The sequence below is a fragment of the Arthrobacter sp. M71 S08 genome, assembly GCF_059089725.1.
In genome coordinates this window covers 175,413-197,578 of sequence record NZ_JBNHEY010000003.1, presented here as the reverse complement: position 1 = coordinate 197,578, position 22,166 = coordinate 175,413, and the positions used below count along the sequence as shown (strand labels likewise).

Sequence of the window (22,166 nt, the reverse complement as noted above, 5' to 3'; positions counted from 1 at the left end):
TTTCCCTGGGTCGGACCCAAGGAATCTCACCACTGTTTCCGAAAGGAAGGGCGTGGCATTCAAGACTATTTGTTGACAGTCGCAACTTATTCTGGCTAACTATGGGTCGGTGGGAGGAAAAAGCTAATCAACCCGCCACGCCCTCATGCAAAGGAGTATTTATGCGCACAACTCGTCCTCTACTCGCAAGCGTCTTGGCGCTGGCCTCTGTGGTGATCGTTCCGAGCACCGCCTTCGCTGCTCCGGCTCCGCCTTCAGACTCGAAGGCGTCAGAGCATTCGTCCGTTATCAGCGAGAACAGCCTGCGCGCCCTCGCGGACGAAACCGGCATCAAGATCGGTGTTGCCGTGAATGCCGATCTGCTGGAACAAAATGGCAAGTACCGCAACATCGTCAACACCCAGTACTCCAGCGTCACCGCCGAAAATGTGATGAAGTGGGAGGCCCTGAACCCGTCTCCCGGTGTTTACGACTGGGCCGCAGCGGAGGCGCTGATCGCCAACGCCGAGGCGAACGGTCAGGTCGTACGGGGGCACACGCTCGTGTGGCACAACCAACTGCCCACCTGGCTCACGACGGGGGATTACAGCGCCGAGGAGCTGCGCGCGATATTGGAGAACCACGTCCGGACAGTCGCCGGGCACTTCGCGGGCGACATCCAACAGTGGGACGTCGTCAACGAGATCTTCAACGACGACGCCGAGGGTAGCTTCCGCGAGACGGTTTGGTACCAGGCATACGAGGAACTCGGCCTGCCGGGCGAGCAGTACGTCGCCGACGTATTCCGCTGGGCGCACGAGGCCGACCCGAATGCGCTGCTCTTCTACAACGACTACAACCTGGAGTTCACTGGCCCCAAAAGCAACGCCGCGTATGCCTTCGTGCAGGAACTGCTCGCGGACGGGGTGCCGATCCACGGTGTCGGCTTCCAGGGGCACTTGGACACGCAGTACGGCTATCCTGACCTGCGCAACAACCTGCAGCGATTCGCCGACCTGGGTCTGGAGGTCGCGTTGACTGAGGTCGACATCCGGACCTATGTCGCCCAGAAGCCGAACGGCACCTACACCAACACCCCCGTGGACCCAGCCGAGGCCGACCAGCAGGTTGACTGGTGGGCACAGACCCTCGAGGACTGTCTCGCGGTTGAGGCGTGCAATTCGTACACGGTATGGGGAGTGTCGGACGCGAATTCCTGGATCCCGGGCTGGTTCACCGGCCAGGGCGCAGGCCTGCTGTACGACATGCACAACAACCCGAAGCCACAGTACGAGGCGCTGCGCGAGGTTCTGCGCGACGCAGCCTGACCAACACCCGATTTCTGCTCTGGCGCCGTCACGTCGCCGGGACCAACGAGGGGTACGTCCTTTTGGGCGTGCCCCTCGTGCCGCGTCGGCATGGCCAATACATGAGCTTGGAGTTTTGGGCGCGATTCTGGTCACGCCCGGGGCGCTGCGCAGACGAGTGGCACCTCCGCTCGCACCATGTTGCACCGTCAAGTGAATGACGAGTGCTTCTCGCAGCAGCAAACCAGAACCATCGACCGCTCGCAGAAGGCTCGCCCGAGAAACGGCCCGGTGAGGGATCCGGTGGTGCGGAATAACGATCAGCTGTGCAACGGGCTGGGATGTGTCTCTTGGTCGGTGTTTACTCTCGACAAGCTCGCACTCAGTTCAAGGCCCGTCGGCATAGTCGGTACGGAGATCCTCCAACACGACCTTGCGCCCTGCAGCGCTGAATTCAGTGACGACCCCGAACTCCTTACCAATAACCGCTGTCCCTGGCGATAGGTCCTTGAGATGTTCCAGCGTCAGTGTGAACGAATCCCAGGCCTCGGAAGCGTCGACTACCCGCATCTCGTCGTGCCGCCCGCCCCAGATCCGCATCTGCATGGGGCGGAAAAGCAAAATTTCGGGCGGCATCCAATCAGCTCTATCGAAGCCGGCTCTTTCCTCACCCGTGGGTGAGTAGAAATCAGACCGTCGACCGGATCGAAGCTCGAGCCGATTTTGCCGTCTGTCAGCAACCACGTGTTTTCAAGAAGATCAACTTTTGCCAGTGCGGTCTGCACGTCCCCCTCAGCCGTTGTAGTAACAACCGTCGCCGCAAGAGGGGGTGTCACACCCCGCGTCGATGCAATAGCTGCTAGTACTGCTTCAAACCGCGCTGAATCTCCCACAGGGCAACTCCGTCCTCGACCACTCGTCCCGAGCTCAACGTCCCGGGCTAGAGTATGGGCGTCACTACAGACACTACTGACCTTGGCACAAGGCTCAGTTTCGCAGGTAGACAGCCCAAGAACCGCGCGTTGAGGGACCTGTTCTCGACTGCGGGTGGGGATGTAAGGATGAGCTGATGAAATCTCCTTCACAGTTGCTTCTGGATGGTCCTCGCGGGAGACGTCTGTGTTTGGAGCTCGTGATGGGGCTAGACCCTGACATCAGGCAGAGCGCTTTCCGGTTGGCGCACAGCCTCGATCCGGCAAGCGGAACAGCAAGGGTCCTGATAGGAGCCGATACTGGGCAGCCCGCCGCACCGTTCCTCGGCTGGTCCCCGGCCGAGCTGGCAGCGGCAGTCGTTCCGCTCGACTTGGATCATATCGGTGCTGGTGCGGCCAACGCTGCTCTACAACGGTCAGTAGAGACGGCGCGATACTGGCAGGAACCAGACGGAGAGGACATCCTCGCAGGACTTCCTGAAGTACGCGAAGCCCTCACACCCATCGCGGATCACGTCATGGCCCTGCCTTCGATGCAATGGCTCTGCGAGCCACGGCGCATCGAACAGTGGGCGATCGACTGGCGCTCAACCGATGATCCGGCCCCGTTGCCGCATGAACCCCGGCAAGCATTATCAAAATGGGCGCAGGACGAACGAGTGGAAGAACTGCGTGCCGCTCGGGAACGCCCGAAGGATCCACACGCCAACTGGTCCGGAACCTGGTGGTCAGTACCGCACGGCATCATCAGCACCGTCGGGCAGATCCCGGCAGGTCTAAATCTCATTGAGGATTCTTTGGAATGGGAGCAGGCAACCGTCATCCCGGTCCGCGGGATTGGCAATACGTATGAGATCCGCACCGCAGATAACTGGGCAGCACTGTGCCGGAAGCACCCGCTGGAGGTAACCGCCTCACGCCGACACGACTGGTTCAAGACAACTGGCCGGAACGGCCGCTGGGTCCTCCCGGACTGGGAGCGAGTGGCCGATGAATGGGACGCCGTGCACCTGACAGGCTTGGGTTACCTCAGCAGCGCTGGCCGGGCACTCCCCGTTGATTCCGACACGTCATCGGTCATCGCCGGCTGGGACCCAGACCGCACATTCTGGCTCACCGACGTGGCTAGAGAATGGGAAGCACCACGACAGGCATGGCACCGCCCCTCACCTCAAGAAGACTCCTGGACGCAACTTCCGACATAACCGAGGCCCGACGGTTTGTACGCTGAGGGATCCCGTCTCGAAACCCATGGGACGCAAGACACAAGTACGAGACACTTCCGCTAGGTGTTCCTCGGCGGGAGCCGACACCCGCTGAGGCCGGCACGCAGATTCCTGGTGAGCGACCGCGGCTGGCTGCGCCCCGAGATCTGGGAGGCCTGGGGGCCCAGCACCGCACCAACTGAACTGGCGTCAGCACGCTACAAATAGACCCTGGCGAACATGTCGACCGCGTCATCGAGGAGCCGCCGCCAGCGGTCCCCGCCAGGGTCGTTGCTGGCCTGCTGGCTGATCAAACCTGAGAGCAACGCGGACCACATGTCCAGGGCGGCGGGGTCGGTGATGCCGATCTCGGCGAAAGCCTTCCGCGCGAGGTCCATCACCTGCAGGGACGGCGCGTAGGCGTCGGGGGATGGCTCGAAGCCGGGAATCACCCGCCAGAACATCAGCTGGAGCCCCGCCGGGTTTTCCACTGCGAAGTCGAAGAACGTCACCGCCATTGTGCGCAGCCGCTGCCTGGGCTCGTCCGGCAACGGCGTGGCCCTGCTGAGCTCGAGGAGCCGGTGGTAGGACTCGCCGAACATCGCGTCGTAGATGTGGTCCTTCGCCGGGAAGTACACGTACAGCGACGGCGCGCGCATGCCAACTGCCGCAGCAAGCTCGCGCAGCGACCAGCCCGTCAAGCCCTTTTCGCGGGTCAGGGACCACGCGGTGGCGAGGATCTCGCTACGCGTGGCCCGATGCCGCTCGCTGCCTCGTTCCACACTGTCACCCTAACAATGTTCGGAAGTCTCTGGCGCACGATGCCTAACCGCGTTAGGCTAACGGTGTTAGGAAAATGACGTCGAGGGGCGCCGCGATGAACCGTTTGGACCCGATGGCCCGCACATGCCCACCAGTGGTGAGGATGCCGCAGCGGGACCGGATGACGTTCCTGCGTCAGAAGGCCACGCTGACGCTCGCCACACTGGCCCGCGAGGCGGAGTTGGAGTCGCTGTCGGCTCGCTTCGACCCGCCCTTCCCGTTCACCTTGGTGTCCGCCGGGCCCGTCCCCGTGAAGGTGAGGGCACGGTGACCGCCACGACGGCCACCGCCGTCGCAGCGAGCCCCTCGGAGCCGCTCCACGGCACACCGGGGGCGCTCGTGTTCCGGTCGGACGTGATTTGCCCTTGGTCGACGGTCGCACTCATTCGGCTGCGCAGGGCTCGGGTGGAGCTTGGCCTCGACGACATTCCGATCATCCACCTCGCCCACGCGCTCGAGCTGCGACTCATGGCGCCCATTCCGCGACGCATGGTGGATGCCGAGGTCGTCCTCTGCGCCGCGGCCGAGCCCGGGTTCGGTTGGTCGCCCTGGTTCGGGTCACTCGACGAGTTCCCCGTGTCGACGCTGCTCGCACTGGAGGCCGTGCAGGCCGCGCGAACCCAGTCCGAGGCGGCCGCAGAGCGGCTCGACCTCGAGCTCCGGCAGGCCTTCTTCGTCAGGTCACGGTGCATCACGATGCTCAACGAGGTGTTGTCGGCCGCGCGTTCGTGCGATCTCGACGTCAGCGCGCTCGAGCAGACCCTGGAAGCGGGCCACGCCAGATCAGCCGTGCTCCGCCAGTCGCAGGAGGGAAACTGCAGTGGAGTGGTGGTACTGCCTGACGGCAGCGAGCACTGCAACCCGGGCGTCCACACCCGCTGGATCGGCACGGAACTCCCGCAGGTCGTACCCCGGGTTGTCAGCGACGACCCGTCCACCGTTCGTGAACTCGTCGCGCATGCGGCGGGGTTGTTCATCAAGGAGGACCACCATGACAACCGCGATTGACCAGATCACTCCCATCACCCACAGGTCTGACGCAGCCGAAGTGGCGACCGGCGCGTACGACGACCTCATCGCGCTGCTCGAGACCCTCCAGGGCGAGGACTGGCGGGCCCCGACCGAGTGCCCCGCCTGGAACGTGTCCGACATGGTGGGCCATGTCATCGGCAACGCGAAGGCAGCAGCGTCGAAGCGCGAGATGCTTCGGCAGAACCTCTACGGATTCCGGCGCGCGCGTGAGTACGACGGCAACGCGGTGGACGCGTACAACGCGCGGCATGTCGCAGAGCACGCCTCGCTCACCCCGGCCGAGAGGGTGGCGGCGTTGAAGGCACTCACTGCCGGAGCCGTGCGTGGCCGAATGCGGACGCCCGCGTTCCTGCGTGCCGTGTCGGCATCTGTGAAGACCAACGGGTCGATAGTCGAGGGCATGCCGAACAAGGGCAACTTCGGCCACCTCATGGATGTGATCTGCACCCGTGACGTGTTCATGCACCGCATTGACATCTCACGCGCCGTGGGACGCGAGCTGTCCCCGGGGGAGAACGACCGCCGGATCGTCGAGGACGCCATGGGCGAGTGGGCGAGGCGCCACCAACAGCCCGTAGAGGTCGTCCTGACGGGTCCCGCCGGCGGGAAGTTCGTGCAGGACACAGGCGGGCCACGCATCGAGATGGACGCCATCGAGTTCTGCCGAGTGCTCTCAGGCCGAGCCCAAGGCGACGGGCTGCTCCGGACCAAGATCTTCTTCTGATCTGACGTACGCCTCGCACACCGTGAGCCATCGCTCTGCGGGCGTGCACTGATCGGTGATGTCTGGACCCATTACATGGCGAAGTGAGCTCGGACTTCGTTCGCTTGCTCTGGCGTGAGGAGCCATCGCTGGTTCGGACGATGATCTGGATAACGTTCGCGAAGGAACTGCCGAACTCTTCGTCCGGGGCGTTCGCCATCGTCGTGGCCGAGCTCGGCCGCAAGCTCAACGGGCGTGATCACATTGACGGATGGCACAAGCCCAAGCACGACGGGATGATCCGCGTCATCATCTTCAAATGCCACCCAGACCGTCGCACCGATCGGAATCGGTGCGGGAATCGGAGCAGGGCTGAGAGGCAGAACGGGCATCGCCCAGGACAAGGCATCTCCGCTCACGGAGGGGACGATGACCTGAAGTCTTCCTTGGAGGGCCGGGTCCGCATTGTTCGTGACTGTTCCTCGGTGAATCGACACAGCACCAGCGTACGCACACCACCGCGCGCAGCGCCCGAATCGCACCCTCCACAGCCCGAGTTCGAGGGAGCTACGTCGGTATGACAGGGCAGTATGGTCGCATGACTAAGTTGAACCACGAATGGGCGATTAGAGAAATAGATCAGTTTCTGCACCTCACTGATCAGGTTGGCTACGACAATAGCGGGGGCGGCGCCGTAATGTTCGGGACTCACATGCGAGGTTCGCAGACTGAGGCATCACAGTGCGCGCATGTCGTGGAGCAGATTCTGGATCGCACTTTGCCAGGCTGGAACAAGGACCGGCCAGAGAAAGACAGCAAGTTCAATTGGCTCCGTGACCAAGCCGCGAGAGCGAAGGCTGCATTGCAGAGAGCGTCTGAGCTTGCTGACAATCTGGGAGATAACGCTCCGGATATGGATGCGGCCAATCTACACCCGTGGGCATGGGAGAATGGCAAGTCCTACTGGAACACCGGGCATTATCACCAGGCCGTGATGCAGGCGGCAATCCGAGTCAACGCTGAGACTCAGGCAAAGCTGGGGCGAATGGACGTATCAGAGTCGGCGCTCTTCAACGAGGCTTTTTCACTGGATGGACCGAAAGACGCTGCGCCGCGGCTCAGGCTGATGGTGGACGATGGGGGCAAGACGTACCAGAACCTCCACCGGGGGGCTCGTGCATTTGCTGATGGGCTGTACACGGCGATCCGAAATCCCGGCATGCATAAGCCACAGGAAAGAGACGGAGGCGAGGAGCAGCTCGCTCTCGAACAACTCGCAGCCTTCAGCCTGTTAGCTCGCTGGATCGACCAGTCTCGAGTCGACCAAGTTTAGTTTCAGAGTATGCACGCCTGTTCCCCCAGCAGGTCGAAGAGCAAGCCTCGGTTAACCAGGTTTACGTGGCTGGACCAATCAATCCAGTCGGCGTGACCACCGAAGGATTCCTTTCTGGGGACTCCCGAGTGCCCCATTCGGGGAACCATCTACGGGCGAGTTTGGCTCGCTACACAGTAGGTCCCTGCCTGATTTCCTCCACCACGCTGTGACCAGAGCCGGACCGGGACTCCCAGGACCAGGACTCGTGAAATCGGATGCGACCGTCCCCGAGAATTTCGATCCTCGACCTGCACACCCCGCTAGAAGTCTCACCTGACACGCTGAGATGACAGTAGCGAAACTCTAAAGAATCCTCACTGCGGGTGCCCACGAGAAAACCTCTGCGGACTGCCCCTCCGGCATAGTCCGCCCAGACGACCCCGTCCTCCTCGTGGTAACTGAAGACGGTAGCAGAATCGACCTCCCCCTCCGCCGAGTTGCTCACCCCGGCAAACCTGCGTCCTTTCAGGCTCACGGTTTGCGGTGATTGAAGAGAATCGACATTCATGCAACCCATTATGTCGAGCGCTTCGTTGAGTCGCGGACCTGAATAAAGTGCCTCGGCGGCAGTGTTTACGATCCGACCGATCCGGTTGGTCGTCTGCTGTTCAATGTCCTTGGCATGGTCGCCGAGTTCGAGACCGACCTGATTCGCGCAAGGACCCGCGAAGGAATGGCCGTTGCGAAAGCCAAGGGCCGACTTCGCGGGAAACAGCCCAAGCTTTCAGTACCCCGCCGTCGGCACTTATACGAGTTGCTTGACTCGGACAAGTACACCCAGGCAGAACTGGCCGAACTATTCAGCGTCTCCCGCGCAACGATCTACCGCGAAGTTCAGAGGCGTGCCGCCGCACCTAAGCGGCCTGTGTAGGCGTGATCGCAAGAATCAGAGCGGCATGTCCGCGGGAACGTCCCGGTCACACAGCAGCGCGCCTTCCTCGACCCACAACCGCGCCCGGTGGATCTCCGAGCGACGCAGCCCGCCTGCCTGAAGTTCGACGTCGTTGCTTCCGTCCCACTCCGGGTGGGTGAAGTAGAAGGCAACGCCTTCCTCACCGCGAACGACGACGTCGGCATGCCTCCCCACCTGCCGATCCTCCGCATCCCCGCCCGGCGCATCGAGGATGAGGCCTTGCGCGGACCAGTGGGCACCGTCGTCGGACCGGTAGACACGCTGACCGCGCCACTCGTCCACGATCATCCACAGCCAGCCACCGAGTGCGAAGACGTTCGGCCCCTCATGAGGCACTCCCCCGATGACCTGCGCCTGAACCGTCCAGGTGTGCCAGTCCGAACTCACTGCGGCGTAGGTGGTGGAGCCGTCCGCTTCATCCTTGTACCAGAGGCGCAGAAGCCCGTCGGGAGTGCGAGCTACGGCAGCGTCAATCACGTAGTCGGAGCTCAACTCAAGGAACCCGCAGTGTTCCCAGCGTTCAAGGTCCGAGCTGACCAGGTGGGCGATGCGGCGCTCGTGGCCCGCCCACGTTGAGGGAGCCCCACGGATCCACGTGAGGTACATGTGATAGCGGCTCCCGTCCCAGGCCACTTCAGGTGCCCAGTGCGTGTTCGGTCCCGGCTCGCCCGCCGGGTCGAGACAGCCGGACACGCCGCGGTGAAGCCAGCGGGCGCCGTCGTCGGACACGGCTACGCCTATCCGGCTGCCGTGCACCCACTCAACGCCCGGCCCAGGATCTGCCGGACGTCGCTGGGTATAGAACATCCACCACTGTCCGGTCTGCTCGTTCCGGATGACTGTGGGGTCTGTCGGCCCGCCAAGCGGGTCGACCAGCAGCGGCGCGCTCACCGTCCGGGACGTAGATCCGTCACCGGGACGCGCATACTGCCGCGGAAATCCGGGGCGGCGAGTTCGGCGCGGGTCACGGGCTGTCCACGGCCGGCGGAGGCGTAAAGTGCGGCGACGATCTCGATCGCACGCGCTGGATCGGCGGCGACCGGCGGCACGTCGGCCCCTGCAAAGAGCGAACCGTAAACTTCGGCCAGGAGCGCATCGTGCCCGCTCGGCACCTCATTCGACGGCAGCGCCCAGGAGGCAACGCGGCCGGGCTCGACGTGGCGGGCCGGCGTCAGTTTCCAGCTCGCGTGGTTGTGGCCGTACAGGTGCTCCAGTTCGATGGTGGCGTGCTCGGTGTCGATGCGGATCAGGCTCGATTCCCGCGGCGCGAGCACCGTGGTCATCACCGATGCGACAGTGCCGACCTCGAACACGACGACGCCGCACGAGGTGTCTTCCGTTTCCACCTCCCGATCCAGCCGGAACAGCTGCCCCGAGGCCGAACTCCACTCGCCGAGCAGGTAGGAGAGCAGATCGATCTGGTGAATGCCGTGGCTGAGCGTGGTCCCGCCGCCCTCGCTTTCCCAGGTTCCGCGCCACGGAACGTCGTAGTACTCCGGTCCGCGGTACCAGTGCGTATGGCAGATGGCGGTCAGCGGCCGCCCCAGCTCACCCGAACGCAGCAGGTTACGGATGTGCGTCGCGGCTGTGCCGGTGCGCTGCTGGAAGACGACGGCGAGTTGCCGGTTCGCTGCGAAGGCCGCGGCCTGCATGGCGTCCACCTCGGTGAGGGATAGCGCGGGCGGCTTCTCGGTAATCACGTGGGCACCGGCGTCGAACGCTGCCGCCGTTTGCTCCGCATGACCGGCAGGCGGCGTGCAGATGTGCACGACGTCGACAGCCTCCGTGGCGAGCAGTTCCTCCAGCGTGCCGTACCCGGCTGCGATCCCGTGCCTGGAGTTGAAGTTACGGACCCGTTCCTCGCTCGGGTCCGCGGACGCGACGGCCGTGACGCCGTCAATCAGGGCAAGAGCCTCAGCGTGGAGGTGTGCAACGGCGCCTGTGCCGAGGATCGCGGCGCGGAGAGTGCGGGTCATTCGGTGCTCCCTGCGCGCTCAAGCTGATCCTCGAGGTTGAAGACTTCTTCAAGCAGGAGGAACCCTTCGTCCGGGCGCCCGTCGAGCTCCACGAAAAACTCGCCCATTTCGGCCTGCCACCGGGCGTTGACGTCAGTTTCGGCCATGGCGCGCTGAGCCGCGGCGAAGTTCTCCGATTCCAGATACCCGATCAGCAATCCATCGGGTCGGAGGAAGAGCGAGTAGTTGTTCCACCCGGTTTCTTTGAGGGCACGCAGCATGTCCGGCCACACGGCCGCGTGGCGCTGCTTGTATTCCTCGAGGCGGTCGGGCTTCACCTGCAGCTGGAAACAGACGCGTTCCATGGTTCTCCTCGTCGAGCGGGATGAATCGTTTCAGAGCAGATGCTACCACCGACCGGATTTCAGCTGGAGGTCCTAGAGCGTGCTTCCGCGGGTGACCAGTTCGGGCTGGAAGATGACCTGCCTGCTCTCAGGAGTGGTCCGCTCTATCGCTTCGAGCAAAAGCTCGACGGCGGTGCGCCCCATCAGCTCCGTTGGCCGACGCACTGTGGACAGGGGTACGACTGCGGACTGGGCGAAGTCGATGTCGTCATAGCCGATGAGGGCGAGGTCCTCCGGGATGCGCAGCCCGCGGATGAGCAGCACTGCCTGCATGACGCCGATGGCCAGCAGATCGTTGGCGCAGAAGATGCCGTCCGGCAGACTTTCGCGGCCTCGTTCGGCGAGCAGTTCGCCCGCGGCGCGTCCCGCAAGGACGGTCATTGCGGCCGCCTCCACAACCTCAAGCTCAGCATCCGGGTACTCCACCACGGCCTGCTGCGCCCCGGTGAGGCGGTCCGCGACCTGCTGGATATCGGTCGATGCGCCGATGAAGGCGATCCGCCGGCGCCCCCGCGTCAGCATGTGCTTCACGGCCATGTAGCCGCCCGCGATGTCGTCGACGGACACCGAGCTCACGCGGCGCTGCGGATCCACGCGGTCCACCAGGACAACCGGCACGCCATGGGCCCGCAACTGCTCGAGCCGGGAGTCAACATTCCCGACCGGTGAGATCAGGACGCCCTTGACGCGCTGCTGCTCGAACACGTCGAGGTAGCGGCTTTCACGCTCGCTGTCATGCCCGCTGTCTCCGAGAAGCACCGTACTCTCCGACTCCGCCGCACGGTCCTCCGCGGCGCGCGCCAGGGAAGAGAAGAACGGGTTGCTCACGTCGAGGACGATGAGGCCAATGGTGCGGCTCAGACCAGCGCGGAGCTGACGCGCGGCGTCGTTCCGCACGAAACCAAGCTCGGCAATGACGTTGAGCACCCGCTCGCGGGTCTTCTCAGCCACTCGGTCGGGATTATTGAGCACGTTGGACACCGTGCCAACGGCAACCTGCGCCTGGTCGGCAACGTCCTTGATACTGACCATCGGGACGGACCCTCGTTCCATGAAGTGCTGGGCTGTATGCGGAGATGTCCAAATAATGTGCAGTCTGCACAGATTGCTTGACACCACTTATCCCCAAGGATACCTTTGAAACGTGCCAATGAATCGATTCAATATCGAATTCATCGGCTGACTCTCCACCGCAGCCTCCGCAGGCACTGTGAAGAGTCGGTGCAAAACAACGACGACGCGCGCCGGCTAGGAGCCAGCTGCGGTAGATGTGGAGAAGCAATGGTTGACCTGAGCCGCATAACCCCAACCCTGGAGAATCTCGCCATTGAGGTGCCTTCCTGGGCCTACGGCAATTCCGGGACCCGCTTCAAGGTGTTCCAGACACCCGGTACTCCGCGCACTGTGCAGGAGAAGATCGCGGACGCCGCCAAGGTCAACGAACTGACCGGGCTGGCACCCTCCGTTGCGCTTCACATCCCCTGGGACAAGGTGGAGGACTACACGGAGCTGGCAGGGTTCGCGCAGGACCTCGGCATCAAGCTGGGCACCATCAACAGCAACACCTTCCAGGACGACATCTACAAGTTCGGCTCGCTGACGCACAGCGACCCGGCGGTGCGCAACAAGGCCCTCGACCACATGTACGAGTGCATTGACGTCATGCACGTCACCGGCTCCCAGGACCTGAAGATCTGGCTCGCCGACGGCACCAACTACCCTGGCCAGGGCGACATGCGCTCCCGCCAGGACTGGCTGCACGACTCCTTGCAGAAGGTCTACGCCCGCCTCGGCGATGACCAGCGGATGGTCCTCGAGTACAAGTTCTTCGAGCCGGCTTTCTACCACACGGACGTTCCCGACTGGGGCACCTCCTACGCCCACACACTTGCCTTGGGCGAGAAGGCCCTGGTTTGTCTCGACACCGGCCACCACGCCCCCGGAACCAACATTGAATTCATCGTCGCGCAGCTGATCCGGCTGGGTAAGCTCGGCTCCTTCGACTTCAACTCGCGCTTCTACGCCGACGACGATCTGATCGTCGGCTCGGCGGATCCGTTCCAGCTGTTCCGCATCATGTACGAGGTAGTCCGCGGCGGGGCACTCGATCCAGCCAGCAACGTGGCTCTCATGCTGGACCAGTGCCACAACCTCGAAGAGAAAATTCCCGGGCAGATCCGCTCCGTTCTCAACGTCCAGGAGATGGCAGCCCGTGCGCTCCTCGTTGACCGCGGCGCGCTGACCACGGCGCAGGAAGCCGGGGACGTCCTCGGCGCTCACGCTCTCTTCATGGATGCCTTCTACACCGACGTCCGCCCGGCCCTTGCGCAGTGGCGTGAATCCCGCGGCCTTCCCGCGGACCCCATGGCTGCGTACGCGGCCAGCGGTTACCAGGACAAGATCAACGCAGACCGCGAGGGCGGTCAGCAGGCAGGATGGGGCGCGTAACCATGGAGAACGCAGTGAACAATAAGGCAGAGCCGAACCAAACCGTCGCGGCTTTGATCGAGCGGTCGAACCGCCTTGGTGCGGACAAGCGCAACACCAACTACGCGGGCGGCAACACCTCCGCGAAGGGCAACGACACCGACCCGGTCACCGGCGAGAACGTCGAGCTCCTCTGGGTCAAGGGCTCCGGTGGCGACCTGGGCACGCTGAAGGAGCAGGGCCTGGCCGTCCTACGCCTGGACCGCCTTCGCGCCCTCACCAACGTGTACCCGGGCCTTGACCGCGAAGACGAAATGGTGGCCGCGTTCGACTACACCCTGCACGGCAAGGGTGGCGCAGCCCCCTCTATCGACACCGCCATGCACGGTCTCGTCGACGCCGCGCACGTTGACCACCTGCACCCCGATTCGGGCATCGCCATCGCAACCGCTGTGGACGGTGAAGCCCTGACCGAGAAGATTTTCGGTGACAAGGTGGTGTGGGTTCCCTGGCGCCGTCCTGGATTCCAGCTGGGCCTGGACATCGCCGCGATCAAGGCCGAGAACCCGCAGGCTGTGGGCACAATCCTCGGCGGACACGGCATCACGGCGTGGGGCGAAACCTCTGACGAGGCCGAGAACAACTCGCTCTGGATCATCGAAACCGCTGAACGCTACATCTCCGAGAACGGCCGCTCCACCCCGTTCGGTGCACCCCTCGAGGGCTACGCCGCACTCTCACCGGAGGAGCGCCGCGCGAAGGCTGCGGCGCTGGCCCCGGTGATCCGCGGCCTGGCCTCCACCGACCGTGCGCAGGTAGGGCACTTCACGGACGACGACGTCGTCCTGGATTTCCTGGGCTCAACCGAACATCCGCGCCTGGCAGCGCTGGGCACTTCCTGCCCGGACCATTTCCTGCGCACCAAGGTCAAGCCCCTGGTCCTGGATCTGCCGGCAGATGCTTCCATCGAGGACACGGTCGCCCGGCTGAAGGAACTGCACAAGGAGTACCGTCAGGACTACCGCGGCTACTACGAGCGCCACGCCGACGCCGATTCGCCGGCCATGCGCGGAGCCGATCCCGCCATTGTCCTCATCCCCGGCGTCGGAATGTTCTCCTACGGCGCCAACAAGCAGACCGCACGCGTCGCCGGTGAGTTCTACATCAACGCGATCAACGTGATGCGCGGCGCCGAGGCGATCTCCTCCTACTCCCCCATCGATGAGTCGGAGAAGTTCCGCATCGAGTACTGGGCGCTGGAGGAAGCCAAGCTCGCCCGGATGCCCAAGCCCAAGTCCCACGCCACCCGCATCGCCCTGGTCACCGGCGCCGCATCCGGTATCGGCAAGGCCATCGCCACCCGCCTCGCCGCGGAGGGCGCCTGCGTGATCATCGCCGACCTGAACCTCGAAAACGCCGAAAAGGTGGCCGAGGAACTCGGCGGCCCCGACGTCGCCATCGGCATCCAGGCCGACGTCACCAGCCCCGAACAGGTCCAGGAAGCAATCGACGCCGCCGTGCTCGCCTTCGGCGGGCTGGACCTCGTGGTCAACAACGCCGGCCTGTCCATCTCCAAGCCGCTGCTGGAAACCTCCGAGAAGGACTGGGACCTCCAGCACAACGTCATGGCCAAGGGCTCCTTCCTGGTCTCCAAGGCCGCCGCGAAGGTGCTCATCGACCAGGAAATGGGCGGAGACATCATCTACATCTCCTCCAAGAACTCCGTCTTCGCCGGCCCCAACAACATCGCCTACTCGGCCACCAAGGCCGACCAAGCCCACCAGGTGCGCCTCCTCGCCGCTGAACTCGGCGAGTACGGCGTCCGCGTCAACGGCATCAACCCCGACGGCGTGGTCCGCGGCTCCGGCATCTTCGCCGGCGGCTGGGGCGCCAAGCGCGCCGCGGTCTACGGCGTGGACGAAGAGAAACTCGGCGAGTACTACGCCCAGCGGACCCTCCTCAAGCGCGAGGTGCTGCCGGAGAACGTCGCGAACGCCGCCGTCGTACTCACCTCCGCCGAGCTGTCCCACACCACCGGGCTGCACGTCCCGGTCGACGCCGGCGTAGCCGCCGCGTTCCTCCGGTAAGTCCGGGGATGAGTCCGGAGCCTGCGGTCTACGCAGCCATCGATATCGGAGCCTCATCCGGCCGGGTCATCCTCGGCCGGATGGACGCGGACGGCCCGTCGCTCGAGGTTGTGCACCGCTTCCCGAATGCGGTGCAGGCGATCGACGGCGCGCTGCGCTGGAACGTCGCTGCCCTCTTCGAGGAAGTGCTGCGCGGCCTCGCGCTGGCACGCGAGCAGGCGGAGGCAAGGGGCGAGCGGGTGGTGAGCATCGGCGTCGACACCTGGGCCGTGGACTACGGACTGATTGACGACGACGGCGCACTCACCGCCCAGCCGCACAGTTACCGTGACCCGCGCACGGCCGGCGTGGCGGACGGGGTGCACGCCGCTGTCCCGTTCGAGCGGCTCTACGAAACCACCGGGCTGCAATTCCTGCCGTTCAACACGATCTACCAATTGGCCGCCGAACCCTCCCTGACCGGCGTGCAGGCGCTGCTTATTCCGGATCTGCTGGGATTCTGGCTCACCGGTGAGCGCCGGACCGAGGTCACGAACGCCTCGACCACGGGTCTGCTGGATGCCTCGACCGGCACCTTCGCAGCCCAGTTCTTCGACGCTCTGGAGATTCCGCGCCCGGTCTTTCCGGTGCTGGTGGAACCCGGTGATGCGCTGGGCTCGCTGCTGCCCTCAGTCACCGAACGGACCGGACTGGATCCTGCGACGATGGTTGTGGCCGTGGGGTCGCATGACACGGCATCAGCCGTGGCCGCCGTTCCTGCGGAGGCCGGTTCACGGTTCGCGTACATCTCTTCCGGCACGTGGTCGCTCGTGGGGGTGGAGCTTCCCGAACCGATCCTCACCGACGCCAGCCGCGCCGCGAACTTCACCAACGAACGCGGCGTCGACGGTACCATCCGATACCTGCGCAACTGCGGCGGCCTGTGGCTGCTGCAGGAATGCTTGCGGGAATGGGGTCCGTCGGTGACGCTCGAGAACGTCCTGGCGGAAGCGGCTGCGCTGCCCCCAGGCGGTCCGCTGATCGACGCCGATTCCGACGCGTTCATCGCCCCGGACAACATGCCGGGCCGCGTCCGGCGCGCGGCGGGTACCGCGCTCGAGTCCGAAGCCGCCGTCGTCCGCTGCATTCTGGACAGCCTCGCGCAGGTGTACGCGCGCACGCTGGCGCAGGCGGCGGCGTTGAGCGGGCATCCGATCGACGTCGTGCACATTGTGGGCGGCGGTTCGCAGAACCGGCTGCTGTGCCAGCTCACCGCGGACGCCACCGGCCTGCCTGTCGTCGCGGGCCCGGTGGAAGCGACGGCGCTCGGTAACGTGCTGGTCCAGGCGCGGGCCGACGGCGCCCTCGGGGAGGCCGCGACCCTCGCCCATATCCGCGCCGCCGTCCGGAGCACAGCCCACACGCAGCGCTACGAGCCCTCAAGAAGAACCGAAACAGCACTGACCAGCAGCTAATGCAAAGGATCACCAGTGGCAGTTCGCACCAAACCCATCCGTACCGCCGTCGTAGGAGCAGGAGGAATCGCCCAGGGTAAGCATCTGCCCGCCCTGCGGGACCTCGGCGATCGGGTCGAGCTCGCAGCCATCGTCGACATGGACGCTGACCGGGCACGCGAAGTGGCAGAGGAATGGGGAGCACCTTCCTCCTACACGACCGTTCCCGAAATGCTCGCGGAGGTGCAGCCCGACCTCGTGGTGGTGTGCACGCCGCCGGGTTCGCACACCGAGGCTGTCATCCGCTCGCTCGACGCCGGCGCCTCCGTCTGGTGTGAGAAGCCGCCGACGCTGTCGGTCGCCGAATACGACGCCATCCTCGAGCACGAGGGCGAGGACGGCCCGTACGCGGCCTACGTCTTCCAGCACCGTTTCGGATCCGCGGCGCAGACACTGCGCTCCCAGATTGCCGCAGGTGACCTGGGAGCCCCACTGATCGGCATCTGCCATACGCTCTGGTACCGGGATACCGCCTACTACGACGTCGCGTGGCGGGGTAAGTGGGAAACCGAGGGCGGCGGACCGGCCATGGGCCACGGCATCCACCAGATGGACCTGATGCTGTCCCTCCTCGGTGACTGGACCGAGATCAACGCGACGATGGCAACCCTGCACCACAATGTCGAGACCGAGGACGTCTCGTTCGCCCACGTGACGTTCGAGAGCGGTGCCATCGTCTCGGTGGTGAACAGCGTGCTCTCCCCGCGGGAAACCAGCTACCTCCGGTTCGACTTCACCGATGCCACCGTGGAGGTTGAGCACGTGTACGGGTACGACAACTCGCACTGGAAGTGGACGCCGGCACCCCACGTGGACCCTGCGTCGGTCAGCGCCTGGGAACCCACGCAGAACCTCGCCAGCTCTCACGCGGTGCAACTGGAGGAGCTTGTGTCCTCCCTGGAACGCGGCGAGCGCCCGGCAGCTTCCGGGCATGACGGACGGCGGGTGCTTGAGCTCATTGCGGGGCTGTACCAGTCGGCCATCACAGGTCAGCGAATCAAGCGCAGCGAGCTGACCCCCGACAATCCGTTCTACTCATCCATGAACGGCGCCTCCCCCACGAACGGCCCCAGCTCACCAACCAAGGAAGCAGTCGATGCCTGACCTGCAGCTCAGCCGTCCTACCAACAGTGAACTCGTCATCTCGTGCGGTTCTGTTGACCTGGCGACGTACGTGTTCATCCCGCCCGCCACACGGTCAGAAGCCCCGAAGCCGTACCTGCATCCCCTGCGGACCCTCAGCGGTGCGCCGCTGACGGGTTTCCGCCCCTGGGACCACCGCTGGCACAAGGGGCTGCAGATGACGTGGTCCCACGTGTCGGGCCAGAACTTCTGGGGCGGACCCACTTTCTCGCCGGAGACGGACTACCAGTGGCGCGAGAACCTCGGCTCCATCGAGCACGAGGGGTTTCCCTCTCTTTCCACGGCTCCGGACCTCATTGCCCTTGGCGAGACCCTGACGTGGCGCAACTCATCCGGCGAGCGCTGGCTCTCGGAACGGCGGGAGACTGCGTTTTCCGCCGTTGATCTGGAAGAACAGTCCTGGCAGTTGGACTTCTCCACGGAGCTGACCAACGTGTCCGACCGGTCCCTCGATCTGGGCAGCCCCACCACGCACGGCCGCCCGAACGCCGGCTACACGGGCTTCTTCTGGCGCGGTCCGCGCAGCTGGACCGGGTGCTCGATCCTCGGCCCCGAGGGCGTCGAGGGTGAGGCGATGATGGGCACCTCCGCACCGTGGATCGCGCTGTCCGGGGAGAATGACGAGCTCGACGGCGGGGCGACCATTGTCGCGCTGGCGGGCACGTCGTCGTCGTCGGTTCCGCTCAAGTGGTTCGTCCGCAGTGAGCCCTTCGCGGCGCTGGCGCCCTCCCCCGCGTTCGATGAGGAAATCACGCTCGCCCCGGGAGAGTCGCTGCGCCTGCAGCACCGGTACGTCTTCGTGGACCGGATCTGCGAGCGCGACGAGGTCGAGCGGATCGCGAAGGGCGCGACCCTGTGACTATCCCCGCGTTTCCCGGCAGCGTAGGCATCAGCGACCTGCGCGTGTACGAGTGGGAAACCGACGACGGCCACCACGGCGGAACGCCGCACCTGCACACGGTGTCCAACGAGGGTTACGTGGTGGTCGGCGGCTCGGGCGAGGTGCACACCCTCTCCTCCGAGGGGTTCGCGCAGGATTCGCTGAGTGCCGGGTCCGTGCTGTGGTTCAGCCCCGGCACGGTGCACCGGCTCATCAACTCCGGCGACCTGCACATCCTCACCGTCATGCAGAACTCCGGGCTGCCCGAAGCCGGCGACGCCGTGCTCACGTTCCCGCTCGACATTGTCTCCGACGCTGACCGTTACCGTTCAGCGGTGACCCTGCCGGAGGGCAGTGAAAGCGAACGGGCAGAAGCAGCACGACGACGGCGTGACCTTGCAATTGAGGGCTATCTTTCCCTTCTGGCCGCGCTCCAGGACGGCGACCGGGGACCGCTGGAGGAGTTCTACGCGGCCGCCGCAGCGCTGGTGCAGCCTCGGGTCGAAGAATGGACCAGGCTTTGGTCGGACACCGTCCTCGTCGACGTCGAAACAACCCGCGCGCAACTGGCTTCCCTCGCAGAGGGCGACGCTTCGCACCTCGGGGATGGCGCCGTCGTGCGTGCAGTCCCGCGGCCTGGGCCGCGCGCCTTCGGGATGTGCGGGCGGCTCGGGACCTGGACGCCCGCTTCGCGCTGACGGATCCGATACCCCGCGCCAAAAGTGCCGCACAGGTCTCAACCAATAGGCTTGAACCCATGACCCCGTGCGAGCAACTGTGACCCACTCCCCCGGCGCCGGTCTCGGCGCCATCTTCGTCCTCGTCGCGGCGGTCCTCTGGGGTACCACCGGGACGGTCGCCAGCTTCGCACCGGCAGTGGGCCCCCTCGCGATCGGTGCGGCCGCAATGGGCGTCGGCGGGCTCCTGCAGGCGGCCCTCGCCGGACCTGCACTGGCTCACGCACGCTCCGAATTACGGCGACGGTGGCTCACCATCGCCGTCGGCGGCCTCGCGGTGGCGATCTACCCCCTCGCCTTCTACAGTTCGATGCGCCTGGCCGGGGTTGCCGTGGGTACCGTCATCTCGATCGGGTCCGCGCCCATAGCGTCGGCGGTCATCGAGCGGGTAATTGACGGGCACCGGCTGACGCAGCGCTGGGTGCTGGGTGCCGGCGTCGGGCTGGTAGGGGTGGTGCTGCTCTCGTTCGTCGAGCCGGCGCATGCGGCGGAAGCGGGCAACACCGCCACCGGAGTGCTGCTGGGCCTGCTGGCGGGCCTCACCTACGCGCTCTACTCCTGGGCAGCGCACCGCACCATGCAGGGCGGGGTGCCATCCCGGGTGACCATGGGCGCCATCTTCGGTGTGGGCGGAGTCCTGCTCATGCCGGTCCTTTTCCTCACCGGGGCGCCGCTGCTCGCGTCGTGGAACAACTTCAGTGTCGGGCTCTACATGGCGCTGGTGCCGATGTTCCTCGGGTACGTGTTCTTCGGGCTGGGCCTCGCCCGCGTCAAGGCAAGCACCGCGACCACGCTGTCCCTGGCGGAACCCGTGGTCGCGGCAATCCTCGCCGTCGTCATTGTGGGTGAGAGGCTGCCGGCGGCGGGGTGGATCGGCGTCGGGCTGGTGATTGCGAGCCTCGCCCTGCTCACCGTCCCCGTGCGCCGCAACGTCCGGACAGCGGTGGGCGTGCCCTAGCGCCCGTGAAGCTTCAGCCCGCGATGATGCGGCGCAGGTCCTCCACCGGCAGCTTCGGCTTCCGGTCCTCGTCGCACAATCCGTTGGTCTCCTGGCGGGTGTCGGTCAGCTGGGTGTAGCAAAAACCCACCAACGACGACGACGCCCGCACCGCGCCGACGATCTCACCGACGCGTGCCCCGAAGTCATCCGCGCTCGACGCCGCGGAGTACCCCCAACTGTCGTCGAACGGTGTTCCCGGTGCGTAGGACACTCCCCCGAACTCCGTGAGCATCACCGGCTTGTCCCCGGGCGCGGAGTCGAGCACCGCGATCAACCGCCCGGCCGGCCCGAAACCACGGATCAGCTCCTCCACAGCTGCACGCGAACCGTACCGTGCACGCAGGACCTCGCCGGATGCCTCGTAATCATGGATGGTCCACAGATCCGAATCGGTGTGCTCCCACCCGTCATTGGAGATGACCGGCCGTGTCGGGTCCAGCGCCCGGGTCAGGTTGACCAGCGCCAACCCGAAGGCCTGCTGCGCCGGGTCGTGCGCCCCGTGCTGCACTCCCCACGACTCGTTCAGCGGCACCCATGTCACCACGCTCGGGTGCGAGCGGTACGTCAGCACAATGTCCGTCCACTCCGAGACCAGGCGTGACACCGCCGTCGTACTGAATTCATAGGCACCCGCGGTTTCGCCCCAGATCATGAGGCCCAACCGGTCGCACCAGTAGAGGAAGCGCGGGTCCTCCACCTTCTGGTGGATGCGCGCGGCGTTGAAACCGAGCGAGAGGATCAGCTCCACCTCCTCGCGCAGCGCGGCCGGCGACGGCGCGGTGAAGTGCGACGTCGGCCAGTAGCCCTGCTCCAACACTGAGCGCACATAGGTGGGCCGGTCATTGAGGAGGAAGTGTCCGCGCCCCACCCCGGTCGAGCGCAGCCCGCAGTAGGAAGCGACGACGTCGGCCCCCTCGTCCAGGGTCAGGAACGCGTCGATCAGAACCGGCGACGACGGCGACCACAACAGCCGCTCGTGCGCCTGCCCATTGCGCTGGGCAGACAGCGACACCTCGAACGACACCCGGCGATCCCCCACCGACACCGTCTGACGCGCGAGTTCACTGCCCTCGACGGAAAGCACCACCTCCAACGGCACCGCACCGTCCGGCCGCCGGCTCAGTTCGACCTCAACCCCGAGCGACCCGGACGCAACCCGCGGGACCCACGACACGTTCCTGACGTGCAGCTCCGGCACCGCCTCCAGCCACACCGTTCGCCAGATTCCCGTGGTCCGGTGGTACCAGATGTCGTGCGGCTCAGGCTCCCAGTCCTGCTTCCCGCGCGGGATGGAAACGTCCAGCGGGTCATCCTCCGCGCGCACCACGATCACCTGTCCGCCGTCCCCAACCAACGCATCCGTGATATCCGCGGTGAACGGTGTCTGGCCGCCGTCGTGATGGGTGACGTGCGTGCCGTTGACCCAGACGTCCGCGGAGTAGTCCACCGCACCGAAGTGCAGCAGCACCCGCTCTCCCTGCTCGGGCAGTCCGGCTTCCGCCAGCGACGGCACCGGGATGCGGTACCAGATGACCGGGTGGTAGCCGGTGTCGCCGATGCCCGAGTCCGGGCATTCCGGCGCGAACGGCAACTGGATGGTCCGGTCGAAGACGTCCCCGCGGGAGTGCCAGCCCTCGCGCAGGCCCCGGTTGTCGTCGTCGTACGCGAAACCGCAGACGGTATCGAGGGGCAGGTGACGCTCCCGCACGAGCTGCGGCCGCGGGTAGGTGCCGTCCTGGGTGCTGGCAGAGATCATGGTGCGGTCCTTTCGC

At 65.3% G+C, this 22,166-nt stretch carries 22 protein-coding genes and 1 pseudogene; 14 read left to right on the top strand and 9 right to left on the bottom strand.

From position 1 onward, the window contains the following. The first annotated feature begins 161 nt into the window (after window positions 1-161). On the top strand, window positions 162-1,307 hold the full coding sequence (locus AC5RTB_RS08340) for an endo-1,4-beta-xylanase (RefSeq protein ID WP_494060599.1): 1,146 nt from the start codon (window positions 162-164) through the stop codon (window positions 1,305-1,307). Window positions 1,308-1,673: 366 nt separating this feature from the next. On the opposite strand, the gene AC5RTB_RS08335 is transcribed toward AC5RTB_RS08340, so the two are convergent. Further along, entirely contained in the window at window positions 1,674-1,922 is a 249-nt protein-coding gene (locus tag AC5RTB_RS08335) for a hypothetical protein (RefSeq protein ID WP_494060598.1), read from the bottom strand. 433 nt (window positions 1,923-2,355) lie between these two features. On the opposite strand from AC5RTB_RS08335, the gene AC5RTB_RS08330 reads away from it, so the two are divergent. Then, a complete protein-coding gene (locus tag AC5RTB_RS08330; RefSeq protein WP_494060597.1) occupies window positions 2,356-3,423 on the top strand; it encodes a hypothetical protein in 1,068 nt (355 codons plus the stop codon). 218 nt (window positions 3,424-3,641) lie between these two features. Here AC5RTB_RS08330 and AC5RTB_RS08325 read toward each other — a convergent pair whose 3' ends face one another. Then, window positions 3,642-4,205 (bottom strand): TetR/AcrR family transcriptional regulator, encoded by a 564-nt coding sequence (locus AC5RTB_RS08325; protein WP_494060596.1) that lies wholly within the window; start codon window positions 4,203-4,205, stop codon window positions 3,642-3,644. A 161-nt stretch (window positions 4,206-4,366) separates the two neighbouring features. On the opposite strand from AC5RTB_RS08325, the gene AC5RTB_RS08320 reads away from it, so the two are divergent. The 3 genes from AC5RTB_RS08320 to AC5RTB_RS08310 are packed head-to-tail and all read left to right on the top strand — an operon-like array spanning window position 4,367 to window position 6,001. Then, complete coding sequence (locus tag AC5RTB_RS08320; RefSeq protein WP_494060595.1) at window positions 4,367-4,516, top strand: hypothetical protein; 150 nt, start codon at window positions 4,367-4,369, stop codon at window positions 4,514-4,516. Further along, entirely contained in the window at window positions 4,513-5,253 is a 741-nt protein-coding gene (locus AC5RTB_RS08315; RefSeq protein WP_494060594.1) for a DsbA family oxidoreductase, read from the top strand. Before AC5RTB_RS08320 ends, AC5RTB_RS08315 begins: the two co-directional genes overlap by 4 nt. Further along, on the top strand, window positions 5,237-6,001 hold the full coding sequence (locus AC5RTB_RS08310; RefSeq protein WP_494060593.1) for a maleylpyruvate isomerase family mycothiol-dependent enzyme: 765 nt from the start codon (window positions 5,237-5,239) through the stop codon (window positions 5,999-6,001). Before AC5RTB_RS08315 ends, AC5RTB_RS08310 begins: the two co-directional genes overlap by 17 nt. Before the next feature lie 71 nt (window positions 6,002-6,072). On the opposite strand, the gene AC5RTB_RS08305 is transcribed toward AC5RTB_RS08310, so the two are convergent. After that, complete coding sequence (locus AC5RTB_RS08305) at window positions 6,073-6,477, bottom strand: phage baseplate assembly protein V (RefSeq protein ID WP_494060592.1); 405 nt, start codon at window positions 6,475-6,477, stop codon at window positions 6,073-6,075. A 101-nt stretch (window positions 6,478-6,578) separates the two neighbouring features. On the opposite strand from AC5RTB_RS08305, the gene AC5RTB_RS08300 reads away from it, so the two are divergent. Beyond that, window positions 6,579-7,313, top strand: coding sequence for a TIGR02391 family protein (locus AC5RTB_RS08300; protein ID WP_494060591.1), 735 nt, complete (start codon window positions 6,579-6,581; stop codon window positions 7,311-7,313). Window positions 7,314-7,482: 169 nt separating this feature from the next. On the opposite strand, the gene AC5RTB_RS08295 is transcribed toward AC5RTB_RS08300, so the two are convergent. Beyond that, entirely contained in the window at window positions 7,483-7,863 is a 381-nt protein-coding gene (locus AC5RTB_RS08295; RefSeq protein WP_494060590.1) for an avidin-fold protein, read from the bottom strand. Window positions 7,864-7,914: 51 nt separating this feature from the next. Here AC5RTB_RS08295 and AC5RTB_RS08290 point away from each other — a divergent pair. Further along, window positions 7,915-8,226 (top strand): annotated as a pseudogene (locus AC5RTB_RS08290) (recombinase family protein); the annotation flags it as partial. A gap of 15 nt (window positions 8,227-8,241) precedes the next feature. Here AC5RTB_RS08290 and AC5RTB_RS08285 read toward each other — a convergent pair. The 4 genes from AC5RTB_RS08285 to AC5RTB_RS08270 all read right to left on the bottom strand — a co-directional run bounded on the left by AC5RTB_RS08285 (window position 8,242) and on the right by AC5RTB_RS08270 (window position 11,659). Next, window positions 8,242-9,159: a family 43 glycosylhydrolase gene (locus AC5RTB_RS08285; RefSeq protein ID WP_494060589.1), complete on the bottom strand. Its 918-nt coding sequence runs from the start codon at window positions 9,157-9,159 to the stop codon at window positions 8,242-8,244. Continuing rightward, window positions 9,156-10,244 carry a Gfo/Idh/MocA family protein gene (locus AC5RTB_RS08280; protein ID WP_494060588.1) on the bottom strand — a complete coding sequence of 363 codons (1,089 nt, stop codon included), beginning with the start codon at window positions 10,242-10,244 and terminating at the stop codon, window positions 9,156-9,158. The genes AC5RTB_RS08285 and AC5RTB_RS08280 overlap by 4 nt, the downstream gene beginning before the upstream one ends. Further along, window positions 10,241-10,588 carry an L-rhamnose mutarotase gene (locus AC5RTB_RS08275; protein WP_494060587.1) on the bottom strand — a complete coding sequence of 116 codons (348 nt, stop codon included), beginning with the start codon at window positions 10,586-10,588 and terminating at the stop codon, window positions 10,241-10,243. The genes AC5RTB_RS08280 and AC5RTB_RS08275 overlap by 4 nt, the downstream gene beginning before the upstream one ends. Before the next feature lie 72 nt (window positions 10,589-10,660). Next, on the bottom strand, window positions 10,661-11,659 hold the full coding sequence (locus tag AC5RTB_RS08270) for a LacI family DNA-binding transcriptional regulator (protein ID WP_494060586.1): 999 nt from the start codon (window positions 11,657-11,659) through the stop codon (window positions 10,661-10,663). Window positions 11,660-11,908: 249 nt separating this feature from the next. Between AC5RTB_RS08270 and rhaI the strand changes: the two genes are divergently transcribed. The 7 genes from rhaI to AC5RTB_RS08235 all read left to right on the top strand — a co-directional run bounded on the left by rhaI (window position 11,909) and on the right by AC5RTB_RS08235 (window position 20,352). Beyond that, window positions 11,909-13,075, top strand: coding sequence for an L-rhamnose isomerase (gene rhaI / locus AC5RTB_RS08265; RefSeq protein ID WP_494060585.1), 1,167 nt, complete (start codon window positions 11,909-11,911; stop codon window positions 13,073-13,075). Between the two features lie 14 nt (window positions 13,076-13,089). After that, window positions 13,090-15,141 (top strand): bifunctional aldolase/short-chain dehydrogenase, encoded by a 2,052-nt coding sequence (locus AC5RTB_RS08260; RefSeq protein WP_494060584.1) that lies wholly within the window; start codon window positions 13,090-13,092, stop codon window positions 15,139-15,141. Window positions 15,142-15,149: 8 nt separating this feature from the next. Beyond that, the gene (locus AC5RTB_RS08255; RefSeq protein ID WP_494060583.1) at window positions 15,150-16,595 is read left to right on the top strand and encodes a rhamnulokinase; all 1,446 of its coding nucleotides are present in this window, start codon (window positions 15,150-15,152) and stop codon (window positions 16,593-16,595) included. Between the two features lie 15 nt (window positions 16,596-16,610). Then, window positions 16,611-17,738 (top strand): Gfo/Idh/MocA family protein, encoded by a 1,128-nt coding sequence (locus AC5RTB_RS08250; protein WP_494060582.1) that lies wholly within the window; start codon window positions 16,611-16,613, stop codon window positions 17,736-17,738. Then, the gene (locus AC5RTB_RS08245; protein WP_494060581.1) at window positions 17,731-18,636 is read left to right on the top strand and encodes a DUF6807 domain-containing protein; all 906 of its coding nucleotides are present in this window, start codon (window positions 17,731-17,733) and stop codon (window positions 18,634-18,636) included. Before AC5RTB_RS08250 ends, AC5RTB_RS08245 begins: the two co-directional genes overlap by 8 nt. After that, entirely contained in the window at window positions 18,633-19,355 is a 723-nt protein-coding gene (locus AC5RTB_RS08240; RefSeq protein ID WP_494060580.1) for a cupin domain-containing protein, read from the top strand. Before AC5RTB_RS08245 ends, AC5RTB_RS08240 begins: the two co-directional genes overlap by 4 nt. Before the next feature lie 67 nt (window positions 19,356-19,422). Beyond that, window positions 19,423-20,352 (top strand): DMT family transporter, encoded by a 930-nt coding sequence (locus AC5RTB_RS08235; RefSeq protein ID WP_494060579.1) that lies wholly within the window; start codon window positions 19,423-19,425, stop codon window positions 20,350-20,352. 13 nt (window positions 20,353-20,365) lie between these two features. Here AC5RTB_RS08235 and AC5RTB_RS08230 read toward each other — a convergent pair whose 3' ends face one another. Further along, window positions 20,366-22,150: a glycoside hydrolase family 2 TIM barrel-domain containing protein gene (locus AC5RTB_RS08230; protein ID WP_494060578.1), complete on the bottom strand. Its 1,785-nt coding sequence runs from the start codon at window positions 22,148-22,150 to the stop codon at window positions 20,366-20,368. Between the last annotated feature and the right edge of the window lie 16 nt (window positions 22,151-22,166).